This is a genomic window from Streptomyces calvus (assembly GCF_006782915.1).
In the GTDB taxonomy this organism is placed as follows: Bacteria; Actinomycetota; Actinomycetes; order Streptomycetales; family Streptomycetaceae; genus Streptomyces; species Streptomyces calvus.
The window spans coordinates 268119-282587 of the sequence record NZ_VCNP01000058.1; the positions used below are offsets into that span (position 1 = coordinate 268119).

The window sequence follows — 14469 nt, forward strand, 5'->3', positions numbered from 1 at the left end:
CCCTTCTCATTCGATGATGTCGAGGAGGTACTGGCCGTACGAGGTGTGCCGCAGCCCGTACGCCAGCTCCCGGCACTGGTCCGCCGTGATGAACCCCATCCGGTACGCGATCTCCTCCAGGCAGGCGATCCGCACCCCTTGCCGCTGCTCCAGCACCTGTACGTAGTGCGCGGCCTGCAGCAGCGAGTCGTGGGTGCCGGTGTCCAGCCACGCGAACCCGCGCCCCAGATTGACCAGTTGGGCCCGGCCCTGCTCCAGGTAGGCACGGTTGACGTCGGTGATCTCCAGTTCGCCGCGCGGCGAGGGACGCAGGTTCTTCGCGATGTCGATGACGTCGTTGCTGTACGCGTACAGCCCGGTGAGCGCCAGACTGGAGCGCGGCTCGGCGGGCTTCTCCTCGATGGAGACCAGCCGCCCGTCCGCCGCGACCTCGCCCACCCCGTAGCGCCGGGGATCGCTGACCTCGTATCCGAACAGCACGGCGCCGTCGACCTGGGACAGCCGGCTGCGCAGCAGGTGGGAGAAGCCGGGGCCGTGGAAGATGTTGTCGCCGAGCACGAGCGTCACGGGGTCCGCGCCCATGTGGTCGGCGCCGATCGTCAGGGCCTGGGCGATCCCTCCGGGATGAGGCTGCTCGGCGTAGGAGAGGGAGATCCCCAGGTGACTTCCGTCGCCGAACAGGGTGTGGAACAGCGGGAGGTGACGGGGCGAGGAGATCAGCAGGATGTCGCGGATGCCGCCCAGCATCAGCACGGACAGGGGGTAGTAGACCATCGGCTTGTTGTAGACGGGCAGCAGTTGTTTGGAGACGGCTTGGGTGAGCGGGTAGAGGCGGGTTCCGCTGCCGCCGGCCAGGAGGATGCCCTTCACGACGCCTGCTCGGGCGGCAGCTCCTCGACGCGCCGGACGCCCTCGTTCCGGCCGGCCGCGCCCCGGCCCCGGCCGCCTTGGTGCTCGGGGCCGGCGGCCGACGGCATCCGGTGGACGGGCCGCCCGGCGCCGTCGGAGGCCGCCGCGGCCGTGATGCCGGGCAGCCGCACATGGGTGTACTGCATGGGCGTTACTCCTCGGAGCGGGGTGTGGAACGATCCGACGGCCACCGAATTCCTCGGGGTCACCTGACATATGGGGGTGCACCTGGATTGCTCAGGTGCACCCGGAAAGAAGGCGCCCGCCGCACGTATACAGGGTGCGGGTTCCGCTCGCCCGGGATTTCACGGAGAAATTCCCTGCGGAGAGGGTGCGAGAGGGCGCGACTGTTTTTTGAAGTCTTCGTGCAAGCCCGCGGAGGACTCGCTCTTCCGGTCTTCCCGGAGCGCTTCACGTACGGCCGAGGCGAGGGGAATCACTGCGGTTGTCGGAGTGGAGCTTCTCGTGGGGGCTCGCCATGACCAAAGAACGTAGATCACCCCGAGGCTAAATTCACCACTTGAATCAAGTCGTGCGCGGGCGGGGTGAATTGTCCGGATAGAGTCCGGTGTCGGATGGATTGCTTCGGGCTTCTCGCGCCGCCTCAGTCGGACGTTGTCTCGTCGGCAGGTGAGGAAACCGGCAGGTCGGAGCGGTGTGGGCAGGGTCCCGGCGGGAGAGGTGCACGTAAAGGGCCGGCGTGTTGCGCAAGCTGGCCGATTGGTGCCGGAGGAAACGTTCAGCGGGTCGATCGGGCAGCAATTGTTCCTTCTGGTGGACTTGGCGACCTCTGTCGCGTATGCGCCCATGAACTCTCTTCGCGGGAAGACGCGAGGGAGCTGGTCGACTCGGGTGTGCTGGATTCCTCTGATGTTCACCGGCGACCGGGAGCACCCCGTCGACTTTCTCGACCGGCACGCGGTTGACACACGAAAACCCGCACGCTTCAATTCCGTACGGCGACACAGCGGGGTGTTCGCCCTTTTCCTCCGGCGGGCCGGTGACACCGCCGTTTCTGCAGACCATCGGCCGCCCGGCCGGCCGTCTCCCATCGCTCTTCCACTCTGCGCCTCGAGCCGCGCAGTTCCGGCTCCTCATGTCATTCGGGTCGTACGGACAAGGAGAAATACAGAATGCTTGCGACCACCGGCGTCCTTGCGAAGTCGGGCCGTGTCCTGGCCGGCGCCGCGACCCTGGCCGGCCTCCTCCTGGCGGCGCCCGCATCGGCGCACGCCCACTCCGCCGACTCCGCGGACGATCCCGCGACGGCGTGCCCGTTCAGCCGGACCCTGTGCCTGTTCGACAGCACCGGCTATACGGGCGCCCGCTTCGCGGTGCAGTCCCGCTCCCCGTCCGAGACCGTCTGCGTCGACCTCGTCGCGCACGGCTGGGGCGACAGAGCCCGCTCGGCCGTGAACACGGGGACACGGGCCGCCCACCTCTACAGCAGCTCCGACTGCACCGGCACGCCGGTGACCGTCACGGGCGCGGCGTCCTCCCTGCCCCTCCAAGGGGGAAGCGTGCGCGTCTCCTGAGCCGGCGCTCCCCTCGGACCCCGGCCGGGTCCCCGAACGGAAAGGAGGGACTGTCCCGTCATGAGGAGAGTTCTCGGGTCGAGCCCCGGGCTGCGCAGGTTCGTCGTCGCCCGAGCGCTCTCCAGGGCCGGTGACGCGGTCTTCCCCATCGGCCTGGCCGCCGCCATGGTCGAGCAGTCGTTCGGGGCCTCCGACGTCGGCGTTGTCATGGGCGCCTCCCTGGCACCCGTCGTCCTGCTGATGCCCATCGGCGGAGTGGTCCTCGACCACTTCAACGCCAGGACGCCGATGGTCGCCGCCGACATCGCCCGCACACTGCTCCAGGCCCTGCTGGCGTTCTCGCTGCTGGCCGGGCGCCCGCCCCTGTGGCTGATCCTGGTGCTGTCCCTGGCCTCCGGGGCGGCCCAGGCGTTCTTCCAGCCCGGAGTGGCCGGCATGCTGCGGCAGTTGGCGCCGGAGCGGCTGCGGGAGGCGAACGCGACGATCCGCACACTGGAGTCGGTCGTGGCGCTCACCGCGCCCGCCCTCGCCGGAGTGGTCATCGCCGTGTCGGACGCGGCGATCGTCATCGCCCTGGACGCCTGCACCTTCGCCGCGAGCGCCTGGCTGCTGGCCGGCATCCGGTTGAAAGGCGCCGCCCCCGCCACGGCCCCGCCCAGGATCTGGCGGGAACTGCGGGAAGGCTGGCAGGAGTTCACCGCCCGGCCGTGGTTGTGGTCCGTCGTGTCGGTGTTCTCCCTGTTCGGCCTGGTGGTGTTCGGCCCGTTCGACGTGCTGAAGGCCATCGTGCTCATCGACCGCTTCGGCGCCGCGTCCTACGCCTGGCTGATGTCCGCGTTCAGCCTGGGCGCCGTGCTCGGCGGGCTGCTCGCCCTGGCGACCGCGCCCGCCCGGCCCCTGCGCACCGGCCTGCTGGCGCTGCTCGGCTTCGTCCCGCTGCCGGTCGTCATCAGCCTCGACCTGCCCGTGACCCTCGTGGCGGCGGCCATGGTGACGGGCGGAGCCGCCAACGCCTACTGGGCGGTGGTGTGGGCGACGTCCGTGCAGTCCCACGCGCCGCCGCACGCACTGAGCCGCATCCACGCCTACGACGTCATCGGATCCATCGGCCTCATGCCGGCCGGCCGGGCGCTCACCGGAGCGGCCACGGCCTGGACGAGCGCGGCCACCGTCCTGTTCACGTCCTCCGCCGCCCTGCTCGCGGGCTGCGCGGCGCTCCTGCTCGTCCCCGCCGTCCGCAGACTCCCGGCCGACCGGCCGCCCCAGGAACAGAAGGCCCCGGCCGGCCCGGCCGCCGCCACCCGCCACGCCCGAGACCACTAGGGGGTGGCGTTCGGATCAGACCGACTCCAGGCAACGGCGCCTTCCCACCGCGCAGACCCCGTGACCCCGGACAGATCTCACCGGCAACCCCTAGGAGCGCCATGCACCATCCCCGGACCAGCCGCACCCTCACCGCCAAAGAGTTCTCCGACATCAAGCACACCGTGGCGATCCGCTCCCAGTCACGAGCCCGGCTGCGCCAGGACGCCGGCTACGCCTCGGACGTCCCCCGCGAGGTCAGCCTGCAGCTCACCTACAAGTGCAACCTGCGCTGCACCCACTGCTACCAGTGGAACGAGCAGGGCTTCTTCCGCGACTGGGGAATCGACAAACAGCGCACCGAACTCGACCTGTCCATCGTCGAGGACGTACTGAAGGCCACCGCGCCGGTGCGCGGCAAGCTGTTCCTGTGGGGCGGCGAACCGCTGATGCACAGCGGCTTCACCGAGGTGTCGCGCCTGATCGAGCGCCACCCCCGCACCGTCAACATGTGCACCAACGGGCTGCTGTTCCAGCGCCGGATGGACGATCTGCTGCGGATCGGACGGGACCTCAACCTGCTGGTCAGCCTGGACGGCCTCGGCGCGGACCACGAGGAACTCCGCGGCAGGGGCACCTTCGGGCGCACCACCCGGAACATCGAGACGATGCTCGAGATGAAACGCAAGGGCGAGTTCCACGGTGAGCTGTCCCTGTCCTGCATGGTCTCGCACGTCACCGTGCACCGCATGTACGAGTTCATGGAGTGGGCCGAGGAACTGGACGTCAACACCGTCTACTTCCAGTTCCCCTGGTACATCAGCCCCGAGGTGGCGCAGGCGATGGACTCCGTCTACCAGGAGCACTTCGCGTGGCTGTCACCGCAGACCGGCACCGCACGCCCCACCTGGCACTCCTACACGTACCAGCTGCCGCCCGAACTGCTGCCGGCGCTGCGGGACTCCATGGCCCGGCTGGCCGGCCGGGTCTGGCGGCCCCGGGTGCGCTACCAGCCGCAGCTGGAGCCGGACGAGGTCGAGTCGTTCATCCTCGGCACGTCCCGTCCGGCGCAGCGCCGCACCCGCTGCCTCGCGGTCACCAACCGGATGGAGGTGCACGCCGACGGCAACGTCAGCTCCTGCAAGTTCTTCCCGGAGTTCGTGGTGGGCAACCTCTACGAGTCCTCGACCGCGCAGCTGTGGCAGAGCGAACGGTTCCGCCGTGTCCGGTCCGTCCTCGCCGAGACCGGCATGATGCCGGTCTGCTCCAAGTGCATCCTTCTCTACTTGAACGGAGTGTGACCCATGAGCAGCGCTACCGAGATCACCGAGACGGAGGCCCGCGTGCGCACCGTGCTCGCGGAGGTGCTCGAGGGCAGGGTCCCGGTGGAGGAGATCACCGTGGACGCCGACATGGTCCAGGAGCTCGGCCTGGACTCGCTGCAGGCCATCCAGTTCCTGCTGCGCATCGAGGACGAGTTCGACGTGGAACTCGACTACGAGAGCCTCAGCCTGGACCATCTGAGGTCGGTGCGCTACTTCACCGCCGAGGTCCTCGGGCGGCCGGTGCGCGAACCGTGAGCCGTGCCCGTCCGGCCCGTGCCGGGGCCGTCCTCTTCGGGTCCTTCGACGCCGAGCGGCGCTGGCGCCCGGACGGCCTCGCCTCGCTGCCGCAGCTCGCCGACCCGGGCGCCGACCGGCTCGTGGCCCGCATGGACGAGGCCCTGTTCGCCGCCGCCGAACCCGGCGACCTGCTGATCACCCGGGAACCGGTCGCCCCGGCCCTCCTGCACGCCCGGGAGGCCGCGGGATTCACGTGCGAGCACCGCCACGCCGGCGGCCCGGACACGGCCGCGGACGTGGAGCACCAACTGCTCGCCGACCCCGAACTCCTGGGCCGCATAGCCGACTTCGCCCGGCTGCGGCCGTACGCGGTGCTCCCCGGCACCGGCGCACTGGCCGAGCGCACCGGGCACGCGTCCGGCCTGCCGGGCAGCGGGACCGTGGTCCGGGTCAACGGCAAGGCGTGGTCCAGCCGGCTGGCCGCCCGCCACGGACTGCCCGGCGCCGGCCGCGTCGTGCGCTCGGCGGCACAACTCGCCGAGGCGGTACGGTCCGACGTGGAGCGGGGACACCCGGTGGTCCTCGTCAAGGACCCCTACGGAGTGGCCGGCCGGGGCACCTTCGAGGTCGGCTCCGAGCGGCGGCTGACCCGGCTGGTCGCGCATCTGCGCCGCCAGGAGGACAGAGGTCTCCGCGTCGAGTTCGTGGTGCAGCCGCGCTACGACCGCGTCGCGGACTTCTCCAGCCACCTCCGCGTCGACCGCGACGGATCCTGGCACCTGCTCGGCGTGCAGCACCTGGCCAACTCGGGCTACCGGCACGAGATGTCCGGGCCCGCGCCCCGCACCCTCACCGGAAACCTGAGCGACCCCGCCCACCCGGAGGTGCTGGACGTCGTGGCACGCGCCCTGGCCGAGGAGGGCTACGACGGTCCCGTCTGCGTCGACTCCATGGTGCTGCGGGACGGCACCTGGGTGCCCGTGGTCGAGGTCAACGCCCGCATGTCCATGGGCGGACTGAACCTCCGGCTCGACGACCGGGTACGCGCCCACGGGCTGCGCAGTCACCTGTGGCAGGAGGACGCGGCCGTCGCCGACGGCTGCGGCGTCGACCACTTCCTGAAGATGCTCCGCGAGGAGGGACTCCTCTACGACGGCGGGAGCGCACCGGGTGTCCTGCCCCTCGTCGGTGGTTCCCTCACGGCCCCGCGCGGGCGTCTGGTCTGCGCGGCGCTCTGCCCGCCGGAGTCGTATCCCCGCCTGCGGGCAGCTGCCCGCTCCGCCGCGGCCGCGGCCGGTATCTCCCTGGCGAGGCCCGCATGACCTGGGGCATCGGACTGATCGGCGCCACCGGCATCGCCGAGCGCGCCGTGATCGCCCCGAGCCTGGAGCGCCGCGACGTCGCCGTGCACGCGGTGGCGGCCTCCGACGGGCGGCGCGCGGCGGCGTTCGGACAGCGGCACGGCATCAAGGTGCTGCCCGGCTACGAGGACGTGGTGACGGCACCGGACGTCGACATCGTCTACGTCTCGCTGCACAACTCGGCGCACGCCCACTGGGCCCGGCGGGCGGTCGCCGAGGGCAAGACGGCGCTGGTGGAGAAACCCCTGTGCCTGACCGTCGCCGAGTGCGGCACGCTGCGGGAAGCGGAGAACCGGGGCGGAGGGCAGGTTCTGGAGGCCCTTCCCACCCTCGGCCACCCCTGGCACGGCATCGTGCGGCGCATGCGGGACGAGGGCCGGTTCGGCCGGCTCGACCGTGTGCACAGCCGGTTCACCTTCCAGGTGCCCGCACCCGGCGGCTACCGGCTGCGGCCCGACCTGGGCGGCGGCATCTTCCGGGACGCGGCGGCCTACTGGCTCCAGGCGTTGCAGGACACCACAGGACTGCCGCCGGCCGGCGGCTCGGGCACCGCACAGTGCGCCGAGCCGCACGGCGTCGACCACGCCTTCGAGGCCCGGCTGCCCCTGCCGGACGGGGCGACGGCCACCCTGTCCTGCGCGTTCGCACCACGTCACACCGCCGAGCACGTCTTCCACTTCGACGAGGCACGCGTACGCATCCGCGGAGTGCTGCTGCCCACCGCGGGCGCGGTGCCGTTGAACGTCGCCGTGCGCACCACGACGGGCCGCACGGAGATCACACGCACCGATCCGGTGTCGTACTACGCCGCACAACTCGGCCGACTCACCGACCTGTTGAGCGGGCGGGCCGGGCACTGGGGCGCCCAGCTGACCGCGGCGGGCACCCGCATCCGCACCATGGAGCACATCCACCGGACGGCGCGGCGTGAGATCCGTGCCGCTGCCCTCGACAAGGAGCACAAGGAGCACCCATGAGCCCTGAGGACCTCGACCCGGCCGTCGTCGCCGTGCTCGCGAAGGTCTCGGTCACACCGGCGGACGTCGCGGAATGCGCACCCCTGGCCGGAGGGACGTACAACTCCCTGCTGCGCCTGGCGCTGCGGGACGGACGGCACTGGGTCGTGAAACGGCCGCCGTCCGCGGGCCCCGGATCGGCGCTGCGGTACGAGCACGATCTGCTGCGCGGCGAGACGGAGTTCTACCACGCCGCACGACACGTACCGGGCGTGCCGCTGCCCCATCCGGTGCACACGGACGTCGGCGGCACCCCGCCCGCCGTGTCCTGCCTCGTCATGACCGAACTCCCCGGCACCCCGTGGCACGAGGCCGACGCGTCCCTCACCGCCGGCGAACGGACCCGGCTGCGGCGGGACCTGGGCACGGCCGTCGCCCGCCTGCACTCCGTGACCGGGCCGGAGTTCGGCTACCCCGCCCGGCCCTTCGGACCGCCACCGGCCGACTGGAGGAGCGCCTTCACCGCCATGACGGACGCCGTCCTCGACGACGCGGAACACTACGGCGCAGAACTTCCCCTGCCCGCGGCACGGATCCGGGACCTGCTCGCGGAAGCCGGGGACGTCCTGACCGACGTGACCCGGCCCGCCCTCGTCCACTTCGACCTGTGGCAGGGCAACCTGCTGCTCGACGGCGAGGCGGGCGCCAGGACCCTCAGCGGAGTCATCGACGCCGAGCGGATGTTCTGGGGCGACCCGGTCGCCGAGTTCGTCTCCCTCGCGCTCTTCGACGACATCGAGCACGACGACGCCTTCCTCACCGGATACGCCGCAGGGGGAGGCGAGGTGACCTTCACGGACTCCGTGCGGCTGCGCCTCCACCTGTACCGCTGCTACCTGTACCTCATCATGCTGGTCGAGGCGGTTCCGCGCCGCTATCCGCCCGAGCAGCTGGCCTGGACGCGCCGGCACGTCGGCAAGCACCTCACGGCGAGCCTCGACGCGGTGGCCTCGGCCCTGGCCGGCCGGCGATGATCGCCGTCCTGACCTCGGGCGTGGCCCTCGGCGTCCACGTCCCCGGGCTCCTGCTCGCCTCCCGCCTGCGCGAACGCGGAGCCGAGACCGTGGTGGAGGTGATCGAGCGGCTGCTCCCCGACGACCGGCGCCGGAGCATCGAGGCCTCCCGGGCCGTCTTCCACCGGGACTTCCGTGTGGCCCGCGCGGGCCAGCGCCTCGCCGCCGACCCGTCCTCCGCCGTCGACGGCACCGCCCTCGCCGCGCTGCACGACCGCTGGACCCGCCTCGGGGTGCGGCACGCGGTGGTGTTCTCCGGCTTCTGGCTCGGCGCGCTGCGACGACTGTCCGGCACGGGACTGCGGCTGCCGCACGTGACCGTCTGCCACGTGGACTCCGTGGAGTCCCCGTCGTTCCGCCGGGCCGGCCCCACGTCCCCCGGCACGGACGTGGTCCGCCTCGCCTCGTCGGCCACGGGCCGCCTGCCCTGCACCATCCCGGTCACGCACCGGCCGCCCGTGCCGTGGGCCGAACGCGGCGGCCGGCTCCTCGTCCACGGCGGCGGCTGGGGCATGGGCACCTACCGGGAGCGCGCGGCGGACCTCGCCGCGGCCGGCCACGCGCTCGACCTCGTCGTCCACGAACCGGACGAGGCGGCGTCCGCACCGCCGGGCACCCGCGCGTACCTGATGGACCCGTCCTGGCATCCGTGGCACGACGACGGCTACCCGCCGCTCGGCCGCCTCGCCCCCGGCCAGGACCCCGGCTCGGTGCGGTACCGGCGCGGCACCGCCCACCACGCCTCGTTCGACCTGGCGCGCGGGGCGGCGGCCATGGTCAGCAAACCGGGCGGCGGCACCCTTCTGGACTCGCTGTGGTCCGCCACCCCCCTGGTCCTGCTGGAGCCGTCCGGGCAGCACGAGGAGCACAACGCCCGCCTGTGGTGCGAACTCGGCTTCGGCATCCGGTACGAGCAGTGGCGGGCCACCGGTTTCGACCCCGCGTGCCTGCGGCCCCTGCACGAGGCCCTGCTCGCCGCCGGCACCGGCCCGGCTCGCCCGCAGAGCCTGCTCGACGTGCTCGGCGCCCGGGAAGGACCCGCATGTACGCGATGAAGCTGGTCGGGGCCGACCGCGACGCCGCCCTGCACGCCTCCTTCACCCAGCAGGAACGGCTCGCCACCGGACGGAACGTACACCTGCAGAACAACGTGCTGACGTTCGGCTGTCTCGTGGAGGGCCCCCTGGACCCCGGGCGGCTCCGGCAGGCGTATCTGGCCCTTCGGCAACGCCACGAGAGCCTGCGCCTCGTCTTCCCCAAGGACCCCGGGGCCACGGGCGGCACGGCCGCCCTGCGCGCGCCCTGCGACACCGGCTTCCACGTCGCGCACGCCACGGCCGACGACCCCGACGACGGGCTCCGGCAGGCCAGGGCGCTGGTCGCCGAGGCCGCCACGGTGCCGTTCGACCTGGCGGCCGGCCCGCTCGTCCGGCTGCTGTGCGTACGCATCACCGCGGACCTGCACCTCGTCGGCTGCGTGGCCGACCACATCGTCGTCGACGGCGACTCCTGCACCCTCATGGCCGAGGACCTCTTCGCGCTGTACGCCGCGGAAACCCCCGAGGCAGCACAACTGCCGCCCGTGCAGGTTCAGTTCCCCGACTTCGCCCACTCCGAGAGACTCCACCTGCAAGGACGGACACTCGACCGACTCCTCACGTACTGGCGTCGCAAACTCGACGGCGTCGGCGCGATCCCCCCGTCCCACCTGCGCGACCCCGACACGGACGACCGGCACCGGCCCGCACCGGCCCGCGGCCTCCTGGTGCGCCGGGCCACGATCCAGCCGCCGTCGACCCTCCGCCTGCGCGAGGGGGTCCGACGCCAACGCGCCACCCTGACGGCCGTGTTCGGCGCGGCGCTCAAGGACGTCGTCCGCCGGCGCCGACTGGCCCTCGGCATGACCGCCGAACAGGCCGGGGACGTCGCCGTGATGGGCTCGATCGGCAACCGCCACCGTCCCGAGGTGCGGCGCTCCGTCGGCTACTTCGCCACCCCGTGCGTGCTGCGCACCGACTGCACCGACGCGCCGCCCTTCACCGACCTGGTCCGTCGCGAGACCGGCACGCTCCTCGGCACCCTGCGGCACCAGGAACTGCCGCACGCGCTGATGACGCGCGAGCTCGACCCCGAGCACTACGGAGTGCGTCACCGGGGCGACCCCGGGGCGGTTCCGGGATACGTCAACTTCGACGTCTCGGAAGCCGGAGCGGCCTGGTCGTTCACCGACCGCGCCCTGCGCGTGACCATGACGCGCATCCCGCGCGACGAGGTGCCCCGCGGGGGAGTGCGACTGCTGGTGCGCGACGAGGGCCCGCGCATCCTGGTGGAACTGCGCACCGACGCCTCCCGGTTCGGTCCGCGCTGGGCGGAGGAGTTCCTGACCGACTTCATGGCCCTGGTCGGGACGTTCACGGACCGGGCCGTGCGGTAGCCCGCCGCGGATGCCGCACTCCGGCTCCCGCCCGCACGGCCCGGACCGCCGGGAGACGGCCCGGGACACCCGGCCGGCCCGCACGCGTGAGGCGAGGCGAGCCCGAACGTCGTGCGGCCCGCTGCACGGGAAGGCAGCGGGCCGCACGGGGTCCGGGCGCTCACACCGGTGACACCGTTCCCCGAGGCGGTGCCCGAACGGGGGCCGGCGGCGGTTCAGGCGGCGGCGACGTTGTCCCGCACGCGCATCCGCCCGCCGAGGAACCCACCGAGCGCGGTGATCAGCGACAGCGTCATGAGCAGCAGGGCGGCCGGCCAGGAGGCCCCGCCGCCGGCCGCCAGCAGCGCGGTCGCGAGGAAGGGGAGGAACCCGGTGAGCGCGCCGGCCAGGTTGTACGACAGGGCGACACCGGTGTAGCGCAACTGGGCCGGGAAGAGTTCCGCGAGCAGCGCTCCGGACACCGCGTAGGCGATGGAGAGCACGGCCACGCCCGTCGCCATGGCCAGCACGATCACGAACGGGTTCCTGGTCTCCACCAGCCAGAACAGCGGGAAGGCGAAGACCGCGCTGAGCAGGCCGCCCCACAGTGTGACGCGGCCCGGGCCGAGACGGTCCGCCATGCGCCCCACGACGATGATCACCGCGATCTCGACCACGGCGGCCACCAGTGTCCCGTTCACCATGAGCGACCGCGACAGCCCCAGGGTGTCCGTGCCGTAGCTGATCATGAAGGTGGTCAGCATGTAGAAGCCGCCGACGCCCAGCGTGGCCGAGGCCATGGCGACCAGCAGCCGCCCCCACGCCTTGCGGAACACGTCGAGCGCGGGCACCTTGGCCTGCTCGTTGTGCTCCATCATCTCGTCGAACAGCGGTGACTCCTCCACCCTGCGCCGGATGTAGACGGCGATCGCCATCAGCGGGAAGGCGATCAGGAACGGCAGGCGCCAGCCCCAGGCGTCGAAGGCGTCCGAGGGGAGCAGCAGCACCAGGGCGAACGCGCCGGAGGAGAGCAGGGTGCCCACGGGCGAGCCGACCTGGGGGAGTGCGGCGTACCAGCCGCGCTTCTCCGGCGGTGCGTGCTCCACGGCCAGCGTGATGGCGCCACCCCACTCACCGCCGACGGCGATGCCCTGGACCAGCCGCAGGAGCACCAGCAGCAGCGGCGCCGCGATGCCTATGGTGGCGTAGCCGGGCAGCAGGCCGATCAGACCGGTGGCCGCCCCGATCATCACCACGGTGATCAGCAGGGCCGGCTTCCTGCCCATGCGGTCGCCCAGCCATCCGAACACCAGGGCGCCGATCGGCCGGGCCGCGAAACCGACACCGAAGGTCGCGAAGGCCGCGAGCGTGGCCGCCGTCGGGTTGAGGGTGGTGAAGTACAGCCGGTTGAAGACGATGGCCGAAGCGGTGCCGAAGAGGAAGTAGTCGTACCACTCCAGCGCGGTGCCCACGAAGGAGGCGAAGGCGACCCGGCCGGCGTCCTTGCCGCTCACCGCGGTCGCCGCGCCCGGAGGGGCCCCTGGGGTGACCTGACCGACTGTGCTCATGAGTGACTCCTTGCGTGTTGCCGAGCGGTTCCGGCCATGGGGAGGGGCCCGTCCAGTGACGCCGGGTCCCCGAGAGCGTCGGCGCCGTGGACGCACTCCCCGGCCACGAAGGTGGCCAGGACGTCGATGGCGCCTATCCGAGTACTGTCGGCAAGGACAGGGTCGTCGGAAAGTATGACAAAGTCGGCGTATTTGCCGGGTGTGATGCTGCCCCTGCGGTCCTCGTCGTGGCTGGCCCACGCCGCGTCGATCGTGTACGCCCGCAGCGCCTGCTCCGCGGTGACCCGTTCGTCCGGCGCGAGCACCGTGCCCGCACGGCTGAGGCGCTCGACCATGGACTGCATGCCGAGGAGCGGCGCGCCCGGGGCGACCGGGCGGTCGGAACTGCCCGGCACCCGGATCCCCCGCTCCAGGAAGGACCGGTGCCGGTACATCCACACGGTGCGTTCGGGGCCGAGCCCGGCGGACATGCTGTCGCCCACCTCGTACAGGAAACGCGGCTGCGGCACCGGGACGGCGCCCAGCTCCGCATAGCGGTCAAGCTGGTCGGGGCGGACGACCCCGGAGTGTTCGACGCGGTGCCGCACGTCCGGGCGGGGCAGGACGCGCTGCGCCTCGGCGAAGGCGTCGAGGGCGAGGTCGACGGCGCTGTCGCCGATCGCGTGCGCGGCGACCCGCCAGCCCGCCCGGTGCGCCTCGACGACGAGCCGGTGCATCTCCTCCGGGCTGTTCTGGTAGACGCCGCCGGCGTGGTCGTGCCCGCAGAGCGGCTCCGACACCGCCGCGGTACGGCCGATCAGCGACCCGTCCAGCCAGATCTTCATCGGGCCCAGGCGCAGCCGGTCGTCGCCGAACCCGGAGCGCAGGCCCAGGTCGATGCCCGTGGTGATGCCGTCGTCGGCGTGGGCGCGCAGCGCGTGCAGGTTGTCGGCGGCCACCATCAGCTCGACCCGGGTGCGCAGCGTGCCGCGCTCGCGGGCCAACTGGTAGGCGGCGGCCTCGACGGGACTGCGGCCGATGAGACCGAGCCCGATGCCGGCCTCCACGACATGGGTCAGCCCTTCCGCGGCGTAGACCTCGGCGGCCCGGCCCAGGGCGTCGGCCAGGTCGGCCACCGGATAGGGCATGACCAGGTCGGTGACCAGGGCCTGGGCCCGCTCCTGCAGCAGTCCGGTGGGCGCGCCGTCGCCGTCGCGCACCACGACCCCGCCCTCCGGCGCGTCCGCGGTGCCGTCGAGGACGCCGGCCCGCCGCAGGATCTCGCTGCCGACCGCGCACATGTGCCCGGAGCGGTGCTTGAGCCACACCGGCCGCCCGCCCGCGGCCCGGTCCAGTTCCGCGCGGTGCGGGTGCCCGCCCATGACCGTGTCGTCGTACCCGGAGCCGATGATCCAGGCGTCGGCGGGCAGGCCGGCCGCACGCCGGGCGACGGCGTCGTAGACCTGGGACAGCGTCGTCGCCGTGCTCAGGTCGAGTTCGGTGAGGGACTGGCCGAACCAGGCCATGTGGTTGTGCGCGTCGCCGAACCCGGGGACGACGGTCGCGCCGCCGCAGTCCAGCACGGTGCGTGCGGGCAGGTCCTCGACCGTCGCGTCGAGACCGACGATCCGGCCCGCCAGGACGCCGAGGGTATGGGCGTGCGGCTGCTGGTCGTCCACGGTGCGGATGCGCGCGTTGCGCAGTATGAGATCGAGCATGGAGCGGCTTTCGCTGGGCGGGAGGGGACGCGTCGGGGTGTCCGGCAGGTCCGCGCGGCCGGCGGAGGGCGGCGGGGACGTTCGGCCGGGGGG

At 72.4% G+C, this 14469-nt stretch carries 13 protein-coding genes; 9 read left to right on the forward strand and 4 right to left on the reverse strand.

Translation table 11 applies throughout. From position 1 onward, the window contains the following. Positions 1 to 6 precede the first annotated feature (6 nt). Positions 7 to 870, reverse strand: coding sequence for a glucose-1-phosphate thymidylyltransferase RfbA (gene rfbA, locus FGW31_RS34050; RefSeq protein ID WP_142197472.1), 864 nt, complete (start codon positions 868 to 870; stop codon positions 7 to 9). Next, positions 867 to 1055 carry a hypothetical protein gene (locus FGW31_RS34055; protein WP_142197473.1) on the reverse strand — a complete coding sequence of 63 codons (189 nt, stop codon included), beginning with the start codon at positions 1053 to 1055 and terminating at the stop codon, positions 867 to 869. Before FGW31_RS34055 ends, rfbA begins: the two co-directional genes overlap by 4 nt. A gap of 987 nt (positions 1056 to 2042) precedes the next feature. Here FGW31_RS34055 and FGW31_RS34060 point away from each other — a divergent pair. The 9 genes from FGW31_RS34060 (at position 2043) to FGW31_RS34100 (ending at position 11132) form a co-directional block, all read left to right on the forward strand. Then, positions 2043 to 2444, forward strand: coding sequence for a peptidase inhibitor family I36 protein (locus FGW31_RS34060; protein ID WP_142197474.1), 402 nt, complete (start codon positions 2043 to 2045; stop codon positions 2442 to 2444). 60 nt (positions 2445 to 2504) lie between these two features. After that, positions 2505 to 3767: an MFS transporter gene (locus FGW31_RS34065; RefSeq protein ID WP_142197475.1), complete on the forward strand. Its 1263-nt coding sequence runs from the start codon at positions 2505 to 2507 to the stop codon at positions 3765 to 3767. 101 nt (positions 3768 to 3868) lie between these two features. Beyond that, complete coding sequence (locus tag FGW31_RS34070; protein WP_142197476.1) at positions 3869 to 5047, forward strand: radical SAM protein; 1179 nt, start codon at positions 3869 to 3871, stop codon at positions 5045 to 5047. 3 nt (positions 5048 to 5050) lie between these two features. Further along, positions 5051 to 5326 carry an acyl carrier protein gene (locus FGW31_RS34075; protein ID WP_142197477.1) on the forward strand — a complete coding sequence of 92 codons (276 nt, stop codon included), beginning with the start codon at positions 5051 to 5053 and terminating at the stop codon, positions 5324 to 5326. Then, positions 5323 to 6630, forward strand: coding sequence for an ATP-grasp domain-containing protein (locus tag FGW31_RS34080; protein ID WP_142197478.1), 1308 nt, complete (start codon positions 5323 to 5325; stop codon positions 6628 to 6630). The genes FGW31_RS34075 and FGW31_RS34080 overlap by 4 nt, the downstream gene beginning before the upstream one ends. Next, positions 6627 to 7646: a Gfo/Idh/MocA family protein gene (locus FGW31_RS34085; RefSeq protein WP_142197479.1), complete on the forward strand. Its 1020-nt coding sequence runs from the start codon at positions 6627 to 6629 to the stop codon at positions 7644 to 7646. The genes FGW31_RS34080 and FGW31_RS34085 overlap by 4 nt, the downstream gene beginning before the upstream one ends. Beyond that, entirely contained in the window at positions 7643 to 8659 is a 1017-nt protein-coding gene (locus FGW31_RS34090) for a phosphotransferase family protein (protein ID WP_142197480.1), read from the forward strand. The genes FGW31_RS34085 and FGW31_RS34090 overlap by 4 nt, the downstream gene beginning before the upstream one ends. Next, entirely contained in the window at positions 8656 to 9753 is a 1098-nt protein-coding gene (locus FGW31_RS34095; RefSeq protein WP_142197481.1) for a hypothetical protein, read from the forward strand. The genes FGW31_RS34090 and FGW31_RS34095 overlap by 4 nt, the downstream gene beginning before the upstream one ends. Continuing rightward, complete coding sequence (locus FGW31_RS34100) at positions 9741 to 11132, forward strand: condensation domain-containing protein (protein ID WP_142197482.1); 1392 nt, start codon at positions 9741 to 9743, stop codon at positions 11130 to 11132. The genes FGW31_RS34095 and FGW31_RS34100 overlap by 13 nt, the downstream gene beginning before the upstream one ends. A gap of 215 nt (positions 11133 to 11347) precedes the next feature. Here the strand turns inward: FGW31_RS34100 and FGW31_RS34105 are convergent, their stop codons facing one another. Together FGW31_RS34105 and FGW31_RS34110 are read right to left on the reverse strand one after the other, a co-directional pair. Then, positions 11348 to 12679, reverse strand: a complete 1332-nt coding sequence (locus FGW31_RS34105; RefSeq protein ID WP_142197483.1) for an MFS transporter — start codon at positions 12677 to 12679, stop codon at positions 11348 to 11350. Further along, on the reverse strand, positions 12676 to 14469 hold a 1794-nt coding region (locus tag FGW31_RS34110; protein WP_411757119.1), incomplete at its 5' end, for an amidohydrolase. The genes FGW31_RS34110 and FGW31_RS34105, both read right to left, overlap by 4 nt.

What these genes read in the sequence shown, in the direction of transcription:
- FGW31_RS34055 (WP_142197473.1), bottom strand. Translation starts at nt 1,055, where the DNA reads ATGCAGTACACCCATGTGCGGCTGCCCGGCATCACGGCCGCGGCGGCC.
- FGW31_RS34060 (WP_142197474.1), top strand. Translation starts at nt 2,043, where the DNA reads ATGCTTGCGACCACCGGCGTCCTTGCGAAGTCGGGCCGTGTCCTGGCC.
- FGW31_RS34065 (WP_142197475.1), top strand. Translation starts at nt 2,505, where the DNA reads ATGAGGAGAGTTCTCGGGTCGAGCCCCGGGCTGCGCAGGTTCGTCGTC.
- FGW31_RS34070 (WP_142197476.1), top strand. Translation starts at nt 3,869, where the DNA reads ATGCACCATCCCCGGACCAGCCGCACCCTCACCGCCAAAGAGTTCTCC.
- FGW31_RS34075 (WP_142197477.1), top strand. Translation starts at nt 5,051, where the DNA reads ATGAGCAGCGCTACCGAGATCACCGAGACGGAGGCCCGCGTGCGCACC.
- FGW31_RS34085 (WP_142197479.1), top strand. Translation starts at nt 6,627, where the DNA reads ATGACCTGGGGCATCGGACTGATCGGCGCCACCGGCATCGCCGAGCGC.
- FGW31_RS34090 (WP_142197480.1), top strand. Translation starts at nt 7,643, where the DNA reads ATGAGCCCTGAGGACCTCGACCCGGCCGTCGTCGCCGTGCTCGCGAAG.
- FGW31_RS34095 (WP_142197481.1), top strand. Translation starts at nt 8,656, where the DNA reads ATGATCGCCGTCCTGACCTCGGGCGTGGCCCTCGGCGTCCACGTCCCC.
- FGW31_RS34100 (WP_142197482.1), top strand. Translation starts at nt 9,741, where the DNA reads ATGTACGCGATGAAGCTGGTCGGGGCCGACCGCGACGCCGCCCTGCAC.
- FGW31_RS34105 (WP_142197483.1), bottom strand. Translation starts at nt 12,679, where the DNA reads ATGAGCACAGTCGGTCAGGTCACCCCAGGGGCCCCTCCGGGCGCGGCG.